Here is a 13,380-nt window from a genome sequence, read left to right as displayed (position 1 = left end):
TCCACTCACGGCGCGAAGAGCGAACCGACTGATGGAGCATTCTCAATGACCAAGGGCATGGTGTCGGCACCGCAGCCGGAAGCGGTGGAGGCGGGGCTGGATATTCTCCGCAGTGGCGGGAATGTTGTCGACGCGGCCATCGGGGCGGCGCTGGTGCAGACGGTCGTGGACCCGCAGATGTGCGGCATCGCGGGCTTCGGATCGTGTCATGTGCATCTGGCCGACGGCACGCACACGCTGATCGATTTCCATGGTCGCGCACCGCTGGCCACCAGGCCGGACATGTGGGAGCACCTGATCGAAGGCGAGTGCGACGACGGTTTCGGCTTTCTGCTGAAGGGTCAGGTGAACGAGGTCGGCTATCAGTGCATGACCACGCCGATGACCATCAAGGCCTTCGACGAGGTGCTGGGCCGCTTCGGCACGCACACGCTGGCGCAGGCACTCGATCCTGCCATCGCCTACTGCGAGGACGGGTTTGCCGTCCGCCCGCACGTCTGGAACTTCTGGAACACGCCGGAAGTTGCGGGGCGCATGGCGCGCTACCGCGGCATGACCGAGGATCCGTCGGTCGCGAAGATCTACACCAGCGACGGGAAGACCCTGCTCGGGATCGGCGACATCCTGCGCAATCCGGACATGGGGCGCACCTACCGCCGCATCGCCGAAAAGGGCGTCGAGGACTTCTATCACGGCGAGATCGCGCGCCGGATCGCCGATGACATGGCGGCCAACGGCGGCCTGATCACCCTGGACGATCTCGCGGCCTGCCAGACGGTCGAGACGGAGCCGCTCTGGATCACCTATCGCGGCCATCGTGTCGCCACCAACCAGCCGCCGGGCGGCGGGCTGGTCATCGCGGTGATGCTGAACATCCTGCAGCAGTTCGACCTGGCGGGGATGGGGCACAATTCGCCCGACTACATCGCGACGGTCTCGGAGGCGATGAAGATCGCGACCTTCGAGAAGGACACGCGGATGGGCGATCCGGCCTTCGTCGAAATTCCGTTCGATGAACTGCTGTCGGAAGACTACGCGAAGGCCTGCGCCGAGCGCATCCGACGCGGCGAGAAACAGGATGTGCCCCGGCTGAACAGCGGTGCCGATCCGAAGGAGACGACCCACATCTGCGTTGCCGACACCGAAGGCAACTGCGTGACCATGACCCATTCGCTGGGCTCGTCGGGCGGCGTGATCACCGAAGGGCTCGGCTTCATGTACAACAACTGCATGATGGTCTTCGATCCGCGGCCCGGGAATGCCGGATCGCTGGCCCCCGGCAAGGCCCGGTTCACAGCGCTGTCGCCCACCATCGTCTTCCGGGATGACAAGCCGTTCCTGCTGGTCGGCGCGCCGGGCGGCACCACCATCACCATGGGCAACCTTCAGGCCATCCTGAACGTCATCGACTTCGGGATGGATGCACAGCAGGCGGTCTTCGCGCCGCGCTTCACCACGACATCGAACACCATCGAACTGACCAACCGCATCCTGCGTTCGACCGAGCGTGAGCTGCAGCGCCGGGGCTATCCGACCATGCGCCATCCCTACAGCTACATGATGCCCATCGTGCACGCGATCCGGCTGGTGGACGGGAAGCTGGATGGCGGCGCGGATCCGTCTGGCGACGGCATGGCCATGGCGACCTGATCAGGGCGTCGTGCGACGACCCGGATTGAGCTGCGCCCGAGATCTCGGGGCACGGACCGGCAAACACGGGAGCCGTCCCGTCGTTGACTGAACTGTCGACTCCCGGACTGTCACCGCCGGTTTATCCGGGGGCCGTCCAGAATATCCGGCACGCGCGGGGTTCGCTGGAACGCTTTACGCTGCGCGGTTCTTGTGGGCCCGGTGGGCTTCGCGGATGATCTCGCGGTTGCCGCGCTGCCAGGTGGTTTCCAGCGCGTATTTCACGACACGCCAGCCCTCGGGGCGTTTCACCAGATCGATGTCGTAATAGCCGCCGATGAAATAGTCGGTCTCCCCGGGCGACCCGCTGTAGCGATGGAAGGCCTGCAGGTAGGCGATCAGGTTCGCCCTGTCGCCGTCGATGCGATGCACGTGATTGCCGGTCAGATGCTGGGTCATGTCCAGCCCGATGATGGTCTTGCGCACCGTGTCGATCCACTCGTCGCGGCTGACCTTCACCTTCCTGCCGCCGAACGAGGTGAAATCGGTCTCCACCTCGGCATCGAAGACGTCGTTCAGCAGATCGAAATTCTTGGTGTCGATGGCCGTGGCATAGCGATAAAGGATATCGCTGATGGCGAACCGCTCGGCGACCTCGGTCAGTGTTGCATCGGTCATCTGATGTCCTCCCCGGAATGTGACGCAGTTCAGTCTAACCCAGAATCGCCCGGAAACGCTCGCGATAGCGCGGCAGTACCTCCGGATTGATCGGCCGAGCGGGATCCTTGCCCGCGAACAGGTCGATCAGTTGTGTCGCGGCAAAGGCGGCCATGCGCTCGCGGCTGTCCTTTGTCACACCGGCGGTGTGCGGGCTGCAGATCACGTTGTCCATGTTCAGCAGCGGGTGATCGGGCGCGGGCGGTTCCTCTTCCCAGACATCCAGCCCGGCGCCGCCCAGATGCCCGGAAGCCAGCGCCTCGGCCAGCGCGGGTTCATCGTGGATCGACCCGCGGGCGGTCGCGATGAACAGGGCGTTCTGCTTCATCCGGCTGAAGGCGTCGCCCGCGAACATGCCACGTGTCTCACCTGTCAGCGGGGTGTGGACACTGACCACATCCGAGCGTTCCAGCAGGTCTTCAAGCGTCGTCTTCTGCGCGTCGCGTTCAACGAAATCGCTGTCTTCCAGATAGGGATCGAAAGCCAGTACCTCGCACTGGAACCCGTGCCTGCACAGCCATGCCAGCCGCCGCCCGATATGGCCCAGCCCGACAATGCCGACGGTCTTGCCCAGCAGATCGCGGCCGCGCAGATCGGTGCGTGGACCGTTCCAGCCGCGTCGCAGGGCCCGGTCCGCCTCGGGCACCCGCTTCAGCAGGGTCAGAATCATGCCCAGCGCATGTTCGGCCACAGCCTCGGCGTTGCCGCCCGCCTGATTGACCACCAGAACCCCGGCTTCGGTGCAGGCGTCGATGTCGAACGTGTCCACGCCCGACCCGCCCGACGACACCACAAGCAGGTTCGGCGTCTGCTTCAGGAAGTCGGCATGGATGCGCAGCGGTTCCGGCACCTCATCGCGCGCAGGCACACATTGATAGGCATGCGCGTCCCGCAGGGCGAAGAAGCTGGTCTCGAACGGGTCGTAGCGGTCGATGCGGACGACGTCGATGCTCTTGTGCGGTGCCAGGATGTCGAGGGCGTTGGGCGCGGGGAAGGCGTCGAGGTAGACGAGCTTGGGCATGAAGGGCTTCCGGAGTTAACGATTTTCCAAAGATAGCGGTGCAGACTGACAGCATGCGAATGCTTTTTCTCGTCATCTGCTGCGCCGCGGCTCTCGGGGTACAGGCCCAGACCATCGTCGTCGAGGACGGTCGCTGCCGGGTTGTCGATATCCATGTCCCCGATGCAGATGTAGCCTATCGGCCGGGAGTCGATGTGAACGGCAACGCGGTAGCACCCGCCGATCTGGGGGGCGGGAACGCGGTCCGCACACCGCGCTTTGTCCCCATTCCGGTCACCATTCCGCTGAATCAGTTGCTGAACACGCCACCGCCGTTTACCGACTTCATTGAGGTCGATGCCGGGCTGCTGCTGGTGGACGTGGAGACCGGATATATCACCTACGACGGGCAGCGACTCGATCCGCCACAGGCTGTCCTGTGCGATGAAACCGACGACGGCGACGTGCGCATTCTGAACGCACCGCCGCCGCCGCCTGAACGCCCCCGAAACTGAGTCCGGGAAGCCCTATCCGTGCAGTTTCGCAGCGATCTCCGCGATGTGGCGTCCCTGGAACCGCGCGCCTTCCAGTTCGATCTCTGACGGTTGCCGGGAGCCGTCGCCGCCGGCGATGGTCGTCGCGCCGTAGGGTGAGCCGCCCATGACCTCATCCACGCCCATCTGGCCCTGGAAGCTGTAGGGCAGCCCGGCGATCAGCATGCCCTGATGCAGCAGCGTGGTGTGGAACGACAGGATGGTGCTTTCCTGCCCGCCGTGCTGGGTCGCGGAGGAGGTGAAGACACCGCCGACCTTGCCCACCAGCTTGCCTTCCATCCACAGGCCGCCGGTCTGGTCCAGGAAGTTGCGCATCTGTGCCGCCATCATGCCGAAGCGTGTGGGGGTGCCGAAGATGATCGCGTCATAGTCGGCCAGTTCCTTCGGATCGGCGACCGGCGCCGCCTGATCCAGCTTGATCCCCGCATTCTTCGCCGCTTCTTCGGGCACCAGTTCCGGCACGCGCTTCACGGTCACCTCCACGCCGTCGACGCCGCCCGCGCCTTCGGCGATGGCGTTTGCCATGGTTTCGATGTGGCCATACGAGCTGTAATAGAGGACGAGTACCTTGGTCATTGAAGCATTCCTTTTTTTGGGTGGGTCTGTTCGTGCTGTTATCGAAATGGGCGGACCGGTTCCGGTTTCCAGACCGCCCGGTTCCGGCGCAGCCATATTGAAGCCAGAAATCGTTTATCTATCTGATTTCAAAAGTGTTTCTGTTTCGAAACAGTATTGTTCCGTAGCTTCCGATCTGTACGCTTGAGGGTGTCATCGGAAAGGCTCTGTGCTACGGTCAGCCATCGTTGAGCGTACGGGAGTTCCCACATGTTTCATGCCGTTCGTAGATGGCTGCTTGCCGCTGTCGTTTTCTGTGTTCCCGCACCGCTGCTCGCGCATCCGCATGTGTGGGTGGATACGCGCGCGGCATTCCTGTTCGACGATCGGGGTTCGGTCAGTGCCATCCGCATCATCTGGCATTTCGACGAGCTCTATTCGGCGTTTGCCATTCAGGGCGCGGATACCGATCAGGACGGCGAAACCACCCAGGCCGAACTCGACGCGCTGGCCGACGGCAATGTCGAGTTCCTGGCCGAATGGCGCTATTTCACTGAACTGAAGGTGGGCACGGCGGACGCGCATTACGGCAAGGTCACGAACTACGGGACCCGCAACGAGGATGGCACGCTGGTGCTCTGGTACGATCTGCCGCTGGAATTTGCGGTCGATCCGACGAAGGTGCCGCTGCGGTTCCGCTCGTTCGATCCCAGCTACTATGTCGCCTTCGACACCGATCCGGCTCAACCGATTGAGCTTGTCGGACCCGCACCGGACACCTGCGTGGCAACCAGCATGGCCGCCGGCGACCGGCCCGAGAATGTTTCCGACGCGGAACTGGCCGCCCAGACGGGCAACGTCGGCTGGGCCGCTGCCTTTGCCCCGGTCATGAGCCTCTCATGCGGTGGCTGAGCCGCCTCGGCCTGGTGCTGTTTCTGACATTGACCTGTCTGGCGGTACAACCCGCCGATGCGCAGTCTCCGAATCCGTTCCAGCGCGGCCCGGTTCAGACCGAGCCGCAGGGCGAACCGGGGTTCTTCGACTGGCTGATGAACGAAGTCAGGGTCGTGCAGGCCCAGCTCTACCGGCAACTGGCGGGGGCCGTGAAGGCACTGAAACAGGACTACAGCATCGGGACCGCCTGGGCGCTGATCGCGATCAGCCTGCTGTACGGCGTGTTCCACGCGGTCGGGCCGGGACACGGCAAGGCCGTGATTTCCTCCTATCTGCTCGCCAACGAACGCGCGGTGAAACAGGGCATCCTGCTCGCAGTGCTGTCGTCGCTGGCACAGGGCATCAGCGCGGTGGTGCTGGTGTTCGGGGGCGCGTGGGTCGCCGGACTGGCGGGCCAGCGCCTGATGGATGCGGCCTGGTCGATGGAACAGCTCAGCTTCGGGCTGATCGCACTGATCGGTCTGTTCCTGCTCTGGCAGGTGCTAACCGGACGCGGGCATCACCACCATGAGGCGCACGATCACGATCACGATCATGCGCATGATGACCACGATCACCATCACCACCATCATGGTCCCGACGTCTCTGCACTGGTGGCGGAACCGCTGACCGTGCGACGGGCATTGCCGATCATCTTCGCGGTCGGGATCCGTCCCTGCGGCGGGGCACTGATTGTCCTGGTCTTCGCGATAGCGAACAGTCTTTATATGGCAGGCATTATTGCCACTTTCGCGATGTCGATGGGCACGGCCGCAACCGTGTCGGTGCTGGCGGTGCTGACCCTGGTGTCCAAAAACACCGCGATGCGGCTGGCGGGCCGTGATCTCGTCTGGGTCGGCAGGGTGGAGAAGGGACTGAAGGTCTTCGGCGCGCTGGCGCTGATCGCGTTCGGCCTGCTGTTCCTGCTGGCATCGCTGGAACAGCCGCGCGCGCCGTTCGGCGTGTGACGGCGCATGATCTTCGACTTTCGTGACGCGCTGTCTTCGGGGTAGAACGTATCCATGAGCGAGAAAGTCATCATCATCGGTGCCGGGCATGCCGGCGGTATTCTGGCACAGCAACTGTCCCGCGCGGGCGATGCGTTCGATATCACGCTGATCGGCGAGGAGAGCTGGCCGCCCTATGAACGGCCGCCGCTGTCGAAGCAGCTGTTGATGGGCGATATCGAGAAAGAGAAGACCTTCCTGCGTCCCTCTGACTTCTATGAGAAGAAGGGCATCAGGCTGCGGCTTGGCACCAGGGCCACGGCGATCAACCGGGACGCGAAGACGGTGTCGCTGTCCGACGGATCCCAGCTTCCCTACGACAGGCTGGCCCTGTGCACGGGCGCGCAGCTTCGCCGGCTGACCATACCGGGCGCTGATCTGGCGGGTATTCACTATATCCGCGGCATCGACGACACATTGGCCATCCGGGCCGAGGCAAGGCCCGGTGCGAAGGTGGTCGTCATCGGCGGCGGATACATCGGGCTGGAGGCGGCAGCGGCGCTGACGAAGGCTGGATGCGCGGTGAAAGTCATTGAGATGATGGACCGGGTGATGGCCCGTTCGGTCGCCGAACCCCTTTCACGCTTCTACGAGAGCGCCCATCGGGCGCGGGGCGTCGAGATAATGCTGAACACCGGGGTCGCTGAATTTTCCGGCCAGGGTCACATCGACGGTGTGGTCGATGCAGACGGGACGCACCATGCATGTGATCTGGTCATCGTGGGGATCGGGGTGATTCAGGACATCGAACTCGCGGTCGCGGCGGGGCTGGAAACCGACAGCGGCATCGTGGTGAACGCACGCGCCCAGACATCCGATCCCGCGATCTACGCCGCCGGCGACTGCACGCTGCATCCCAACGCCATCATCGGGCACAGCGTCCGCCTGGAGTCGGTCCAGAACGCCGTGGATCAGGCGCGCTGTATCGCCAACGAATGGCAGGGCAAGGGTGCAGACTACGCCGAGGTGCCCTGGTTCTGGTCGGACCAGTTCGATCTGAAGCTGCAGATGGCGGGCATGCCCGAAGCGACCGATGACGTGATTGTGCGCGGGGTGCCTTCGGACGAGGGATTTTCGCTGTTCTATCTGCGCGACGGCAAGGTTACCGGCGTGAACGCCGTCAATACCGGCGGCGATTATGTGCGCGGCCGCAAGTGGATCGGAGAGGGACGGGTGGTTGACCCGTCACGCCTTGCTGATACATCCATTCCGATCAAGGAAGTCTGAACCGTCCGGTTCGCACATCAAATCTCAAGAGGGGCCTCATGCCAAAGATTCACGTGACCAATCGCGCCGGCGCGCAAACGACGTTCGAGGCTGATACCGGCATCTCGGTCATGGAGAACCTTCGCGACAATGATTACGAGGTCGAGGCGATCTGCGGCGGATCGTGTGCCTGTGCAACATGTCACGTCTATATCGATCCCGCCTGGATGGATCGTCTGCCGCCACAGGAAGCCGACGAAGAGGGGCTGGTGACCGACGAACCGACCTACCAGCCGACATCGCGTCTTTCGTGTCAGATCGAGATGACCGATGCACTGGACGGGCTGACCCTGACGATCGCGCCCGAGGCCTGAGCCGGGAGCGGCGTGAATGGTGAAGCTGTCGGACGTCGACCTTTCCCTGAAAATCTCGAAAGACGTTTACAGGGAACAACTGTCCGCGCTTCAGCATCGGCTGCGTACCATTGAACTGGCCTATCGCCGTGACGGGCTGCGCGCGCTGATCGTGTTCGAGGGGTGGGACGCCGCAGGCAAGGGCGGAACGATCCGTCGGCTGGTGGCCGAGATGGACCCGCGCGGTTTCCAGGTCTGGCCGATCGCGGCTCCCAGGCCGCAGTTTCAGGGACGGCATTATCTTGAGCGTTTCTGGTCCCGCCTGCCGGAACCCGGCATTCTGTCGATCTTCGACCGGTCATGGTACGGACGGGTGCTTGTCGAACGCGTCGAGGGCCTCGCGACGGAAGACGAATGGCGGCGCGCCTATGACGAGATCAACGGCTTCGAAAGCATGCTCACCGCCGACGATGTGCGCATCGTGAAGCTGTTCATTCATATTTCGGAGGACGAGCAGGCCGCGCGTTTCAAGGCGCGCCTGGACGATCCCTGGAAGCGATGGAAGCTGACGGTGGAGGATTTCCGCAACAGCGCACGACGGGAACCCTATGAAACTGCCATCGATGACATGCTGGCGCGGACGTCGAGTGTGCGGGCTCCCTGGCATGTGGTTCCGGGCGAGCAGAAACGGTATGCGCGCATCGATGCCCTGACACATGTGGCCGATTGCCTTGGCCGGGGCGTCGATCTGAACCCGCCGGATGTCGATCCCGACGTCGCAGAGCTGGCGCGGCAGCGGTTCTCGTAGGACGAGTCGATGCTCTCATACCGTCACGGGTTTCATGCGGGTAATCATGCGGATGTCCTGAAACATGCGGTCTACGCGTTCTGCCTCGACTACATGCTGGCGAAGCCCAAGCCATTCGCGGCCATCGATACCCATGCCGGCGCGGGGATCTATGACCTGACCTCGGAGATGTCGGGGAAGACGGGCGAATGGCGCGACGGTGTCCTGAAGATATGGGACCAGGACCTCCCGGAACTGTTCCACCCGTTCACGAAGATTCTGAAGGGGATGAATCCAGACGGCGATCTTCGCACCTATCCGGGATCCCCCGAGATCGCTGCACGGTTGTTGCGGCCCGCTGACCGCCTGCTGCTTTGCGAACTGCATCCGGCCGACCAGGCAGACCTTGATGCACACATCGGGCATGTTGCGCGTCGGACGGATGGACTGCAGGCGCTGATCAAGGCGTCGCCGCCGAAGGAACGGCGCGGCATCGCACTGATCGATCCGAGCTATGAAATCAAACGGGACTATGACGATGTGGCCGATGCCGTGATCGCTGCGCATCGGCGGTTCTCCACCGGCACCTATCTGATCTGGTATCCTGTGGTGGACCGGGCAAGAACCGAGGCGATGATCAGCGGGCTGGCCGACAGCGGTATCCGCAACCAGTATCGTATCGAACTCGCTGTGCGCCCCGATGACGACGACCACGGCATGACCGCCAGCGGGCTGCTGATCATCAACCCGCCGTGGCGCCTGCCGGATCTGGCGGAGGAAGCGTTGCCGCGGTTCGGCGAACTGATCGGTGGACAGCCGAAGTTCGAATGGATCGTGCCCGAGTAGCCCGCCCTGCGCCGATGAAGTGAACCGGAGCTGTCCTGTCTTTCGCCTGATCGTCGGTTGCCCCGCACGCTGGCAGGGGTGACGGCTTGTGCGTTTGGCCTTTTCGATCAAATGGCGGAACGTTCCACAACGACAGAAACTGCCATCTGGATGGCGTGCGGCAAACGAAAGAAGGCGGCCCGTGAGGACCGCCTTCCATAATGCGTCTGACCGATGTGATCAGTTGCTGTGCGTGACACCGGCGTTGGTCTTCGTGCCCCTCACGTCGGGACGCTTGCCGTCGACCGGGATGTAGGGAACGACCAAGTTCTCGTTCGCCACTGCATCGTCGTGCGTGACGCCGGCGCTGGTGCGGGTGCCGCGGATGTCAAAGCGGCTGTCGATCATCGCACCGGAAGCGCTGTCGCCGGCACCGCTGAGCAGGGCACCGCCCATGCGCGAGGCATAGTACGGATCCTGGTTCACCACGGTGCCGTGATGATGCATCATCGCCCCGTCGTCCATCTTCTTCGCTTTGTGGGCGGCTGCGCCAGCAACACCTGTCATTGCGATCAGGGCTGCTGCGGAAATCATTGCTATGCGGGTCATGTTGTTCTCCGTTTTTTATTTGAGTCAGGGCCGAAGACCCTGCGTTCGCTCGATCACCTTTGGTCCGGCAATCCAACACAGTTGATATGGAGGCGTGCCCTGCGAGTTAAATCGGTCGTTCTGTCGCATGGAGCGCACTCCCGACACAAAACCGCCCGCCGGTTGCGACCGGCGGGCGGAAGGGTTTGGTCAGGATCAGCCCTTGTAGTCGGGCAGTGCCTCGATCTGTGCGTTCGTCATGGTGATGATGGTTGCCTCACCATCCAGCTTGACCGACTCGGCGGGGATGGCGACTTCGCGGCCACCGATACCGAGCAGCAGACCGCTGGTTTCCACGACAACGGACTCAAGCTTGCCGTCCGCCGTCTCGACCAGTTTCACCACTTCGCCGATCTTCTCGCCTTCCAGGTTCATGGCAGCCGAACCGACGGCGTTGGCCGCGCTTGCGGCGGTGGTGCCGACAGCGCCGACCGCTGAGTCAGCGGTGTTGCCGACAGTGCCGACGGCTGAATCAACCGCGCCTTCGGTGTCGTTCTTCATCTTCTCGGTCGTTTCGGTCGGCACGGCACCGCTGTTGTTTTCGGTCTGCGCATCCACACCGGTGGAGGAGTCGATGCTCATCCCTGCGTCGCCATCGACCTTGGCGCCGGGCTGGCGCGCCTCGCTGGCCCCGGCCTGCGTTTCGGTACCGACCTTCGCCTTGGCTTCCGTGTCGTTGTTGATCTTCACGTCGGCTGCCAGGGCTGCGCCGGACATGGCGAGAAGGATCGGGGCGGTAATCAGAGTCTTGCGTAACATTACTGTGCTCCTTTGCTGGGTTTTCACCCGTTTGATGATGCGGCGTTTCGTTTTTTGCGTCTTTCTTTCCGCCGCTGATCGACAAATGGGCATGGTCCTCCGGTTTTGAACCCTCCCCCCGGCAGGCCGGGAGAACGGGTGGGTGCTGAGCGAATGAGGATGTCGCTCAACTATTTGAAAGAACGAAATTTTTTCTGAATACAATGTCTCAGGTGTGGTATCTGGACACAGTTTGGCCACGGCTGCCACAGAGCTGACATCGTCGGCACGGGGCCGTTCAGGGTGCGAACGACCGCATGTGGTAAGCGGCATGCGCCGGACGGTAGATGAACGCCCGGGCCAAGGGGCAGGCACGGCGCGCGGCGCACCCCTGGGACGCACATGCGTTGGGCCGGTCCCGGACATGATCACGGCAGGCAGCGTGATCGTAGGTTTCGCCTTCGAACGCGTCCACGGGACAGGCCTGCAGACAGGGCTTCGCGCTGCATGTCTCGCAGGGCGAGACGTCCGATCGGGATCGATAGGGTTCCAGATCGATCACTTCCCTGAACATCAACGCGCCGCGCAGGGCGAACCAGAGGCCGAACGTGTCATGGATCGCCATCCCCAGCGGGGACTTGAAGCAGCGTCCGGTTCTGAAGCTCCAGGAAACGAACGGCGCATAGGGTGGACCGTCGAACGGAAAGACGACGGATGCACCGTTTTCGGCGGCGATGGGAGATAGCGTCGATCTGCACCAGTGGTCGATCCTGTGTTCGGCAGGTCGCCCGGGCTTCGGATCGAAGCGGTCCCACATTGCCGAACCCGCGTTGCCGACCAGGATGATCGTCCGCGCCTCGCCGTGTTCGCCCGGATCGGGGTGAAAGCCGCCGATGACCGTCAGGCCAAGCCGCACGAGCCTGAGGTCGAGATCACGCAAGGGTGGCCCAGAGATCGTAGTGATCGGCCTCAACGACTTCGGCGCGGACCATGTCACCGGGTTCGAGTTCGGTTTCGCCGTTCAGGAAGACGCAACCGTCGATCTCCGGCGCGTCGGCTTTCGAACGCCCGATGGCACCGTCCTCATCCACTTCGTCGATCAGGACGTCGATCTCCCAGCCGATCTTTTCCTTCATCCGGGCTTCAGAGATTTCTGCCTGAGCGGCCATGAAACGATGCCAGCGTTCCTCCTTGACCTCTTCAGGCACCGGGTTCGGCAGGGTGTTGGCCGCGGCACCCGCGACGGGTTCGAACTTGAAGCAGCCGACCCGATCCAACTGGGCTTCTTTCAGCCAGTCCAGCAGATACTGGAAGTCTTCTTCCGTCTCACCCGGAAAGCCGACGATGAACGTGGACCGGATCGTCAGGTCGGGGACCTGGTGCCGCCAGTCGGCAATGCGATGCAGTGTCTTTTCCTGATGGGCCGGACGGCGCATGGACTTCAGCACGGACGGGCTGGCGTGCTGGAACGGGATGTCGATGTAGGGAAGAATCTTGTCCTCGGCCATCAGCGGGATCAGGCTGTCCACATGCGGGTAGGGGTAGACGTAATGCAGCCGTACCCAGACCCCCAGACGTCCCAGCGCCTCGGCCAGATCGGTGATGTGCGCACGGACCGGCGCGCCGCGATAGGGCGTCGCCGCGTGTTTCAGATCAACGCCGTAGGCCGATGTGTCCTGCGAAATCACCAGCAGTTCCTGCACCCCGGCCTCGACCAGTCGCTCGGCCTCGTACATCACCTTGGCTGCAGGTCGGCTCGCCAGCTTGCCGCGCATCGACGGGATGATGCAGAACTGGCAGGAATGATTGCAGCCCTCTGAGATCTTCAGATAGGCGTAGTGGCGCGGCGTCAGCTTCAGGCCGGCCTCGGGGACAAGCTGGATGAAGGGTTCGGGCGGCGGCGGCGCGTGGGCGTGGACGGCTTCGACCACCTGCTCGTACTGATGCGGGCCGGTCACCGCCAGCACGCCGGGGTGCGTTTCGCGAATGGCGGCTTCGTCGACACCCATGCAGCCCGTGACGATGACCCTGCCGTTCTCGCGCATGGCCTCGCCGATGGCATCCAGGCTCTCGGCCTTGGCCGTATCCAGAAACCCGCAGGTATTCACGATGACGGCGTCGGCACCCTGGTAGTCGGGTGACAGATCGTAACCTTCGGCACGAAGCGAGGTGATGATCCGCTCGGAATCAACCAGGGCCTTCGGACAGCCGAGGCTGACGATGCCGATCTTGGGGGCATTTGTTTCCATGCGCGCGATGTAGGCGAAGTCTTTCGCGAAGGGAAGGTGGAAAGCCGAACTGTAGCAATGATTTTGATTTTCATTCTCATATATCATGTTAATGAGAATGAATATTATATTTCGACAGTATAGTTTGTATCGAATTCGTAATTATGTAATTATTCGCCAGTTAATTCTCAGTATTTTCA

The 13,380-nt window shown here is 62.8% G+C and carries 15 protein-coding genes; 8 read left to right on the top strand and 7 right to left on the bottom strand.

Going from position 1 to position 13,380, the window contains the following annotated elements; translation table 11 throughout:
* The first annotated feature begins 45 nt into the window (after positions 1–45).
* The gene (locus ACN0X7_RS06465; RefSeq protein ID WP_417515312.1) at positions 46–1,650 is read left to right on the top strand and encodes a gamma-glutamyltransferase family protein; all 1,605 of its coding nucleotides are present in this window, start codon (positions 46–48) and stop codon (positions 1,648–1,650) included.
* 174 nt (positions 1,651–1,824) lie between these two features.
* Here ACN0X7_RS06465 and ACN0X7_RS06460 read toward each other — a convergent pair whose 3' ends face one another.
* Entirely contained in the window at positions 1,825–2,307 is a 483-nt protein-coding gene (locus ACN0X7_RS06460) for a nuclear transport factor 2 family protein (protein ID WP_417515310.1), read from the bottom strand.
* Between the two features lie 34 nt (positions 2,308–2,341).
* Complete coding sequence (locus ACN0X7_RS06455) at positions 2,342–3,367, bottom strand: hydroxyacid dehydrogenase (RefSeq protein ID WP_417515308.1); 1,026 nt, start codon at positions 3,365–3,367, stop codon at positions 2,342–2,344.
* A 53-nt stretch (positions 3,368–3,420) separates the two neighbouring features.
* Here ACN0X7_RS06455 and ACN0X7_RS06450 point away from each other — a divergent pair, with 53 nt between their 5' ends.
* On the top strand, positions 3,421–3,861 hold the full coding sequence (locus ACN0X7_RS06450) for a hypothetical protein (protein ID WP_417515306.1): 441 nt from the start codon (positions 3,421–3,423) through the stop codon (positions 3,859–3,861).
* 12 nt (positions 3,862–3,873) lie between these two features.
* Here ACN0X7_RS06450 and wrbA read toward each other — a convergent pair whose 3' ends face one another.
* On the bottom strand, positions 3,874–4,476 hold the full coding sequence (gene wrbA, locus ACN0X7_RS06445) for an NAD(P)H:quinone oxidoreductase (protein WP_417515304.1): 603 nt from the start codon (positions 4,474–4,476) through the stop codon (positions 3,874–3,876).
* A 249-nt stretch (positions 4,477–4,725) separates the two neighbouring features.
* Between wrbA and ACN0X7_RS06440 the strand changes: the two genes are divergently transcribed.
* The 6 genes from ACN0X7_RS06440 to ACN0X7_RS06415 are packed head-to-tail and all read left to right on the top strand — an operon-like array spanning position 4,726 to position 9,587.
* Complete coding sequence (locus ACN0X7_RS06440) at positions 4,726–5,367, top strand: DUF1007 family protein (protein WP_417515302.1); 642 nt, start codon at positions 4,726–4,728, stop codon at positions 5,365–5,367.
* On the top strand, positions 5,355–6,356 hold the full coding sequence (locus ACN0X7_RS06435; protein WP_417515300.1) for a nickel/cobalt transporter: 1,002 nt from the start codon (positions 5,355–5,357) through the stop codon (positions 6,354–6,356). Before ACN0X7_RS06440 ends, ACN0X7_RS06435 begins: the two co-directional genes overlap by 13 nt.
* Positions 6,357–6,410: 54 nt before the next feature.
* Entirely contained in the window at positions 6,411–7,622 is a 1,212-nt protein-coding gene (locus ACN0X7_RS06430) for an NAD(P)/FAD-dependent oxidoreductase (RefSeq protein ID WP_417515298.1), read from the top strand.
* A 38-nt stretch (positions 7,623–7,660) separates the two neighbouring features.
* Positions 7,661–7,975 (top strand): 2Fe-2S iron-sulfur cluster-binding protein, encoded by a 315-nt coding sequence (locus ACN0X7_RS06425; RefSeq protein ID WP_417515296.1) that lies wholly within the window; start codon positions 7,661–7,663, stop codon positions 7,973–7,975.
* 16 nt (positions 7,976–7,991) lie between these two features.
* Positions 7,992–8,762: a polyphosphate kinase 2 family protein gene (locus tag ACN0X7_RS06420; RefSeq protein WP_417515294.1), complete on the top strand. Its 771-nt coding sequence runs from the start codon at positions 7,992–7,994 to the stop codon at positions 8,760–8,762.
* Between the two features lie 9 nt (positions 8,763–8,771).
* The gene (locus tag ACN0X7_RS06415; RefSeq protein ID WP_417515292.1) at positions 8,772–9,587 is read left to right on the top strand and encodes a 23S rRNA (adenine(2030)-N(6))-methyltransferase RlmJ; all 816 of its coding nucleotides are present in this window, start codon (positions 8,772–8,774) and stop codon (positions 9,585–9,587) included.
* Positions 9,588–9,806: 219 nt separating this feature from the next.
* On the opposite strand, the gene ACN0X7_RS06410 is transcribed toward ACN0X7_RS06415, so the two are convergent.
* The 4 genes from ACN0X7_RS06410 to rimO all read right to left on the bottom strand — a co-directional run bounded on the left by ACN0X7_RS06410 (position 9,807) and on the right by rimO (position 13,201).
* Complete coding sequence (locus tag ACN0X7_RS06410) at positions 9,807–10,175, bottom strand: hypothetical protein (RefSeq protein WP_417515290.1); 369 nt, start codon at positions 10,173–10,175, stop codon at positions 9,807–9,809.
* A 195-nt stretch (positions 10,176–10,370) separates the two neighbouring features.
* Positions 10,371–10,973, bottom strand: a complete 603-nt coding sequence (locus ACN0X7_RS06405; protein ID WP_417515289.1) for a PRC-barrel domain-containing protein — start codon at positions 10,971–10,973, stop codon at positions 10,371–10,373.
* Between the two features lie 277 nt (positions 10,974–11,250).
* The gene (locus ACN0X7_RS06400; protein WP_417515287.1) at positions 11,251–11,892 is read right to left on the bottom strand and encodes a ferredoxin; all 642 of its coding nucleotides are present in this window, start codon (positions 11,890–11,892) and stop codon (positions 11,251–11,253) included.
* The gene (gene rimO, locus ACN0X7_RS06395) at positions 11,885–13,201 is read right to left on the bottom strand and encodes a 30S ribosomal protein S12 methylthiotransferase RimO (RefSeq protein ID WP_417515285.1); all 1,317 of its coding nucleotides are present in this window, start codon (positions 13,199–13,201) and stop codon (positions 11,885–11,887) included. Before rimO ends, ACN0X7_RS06400 begins: the two co-directional genes overlap by 8 nt.
* Positions 13,202–13,380: the final 179 nt, after the last annotated feature.

Source organism: Minwuia sp. (assembly GCF_048263705.1).
Classification (GTDB): domain Bacteria; phylum Pseudomonadota; class Alphaproteobacteria; order Minwuiales; family Minwuiaceae; genus Minwuia.
This window is presented reverse-complemented; position numbering and strand designations above follow the sequence as displayed.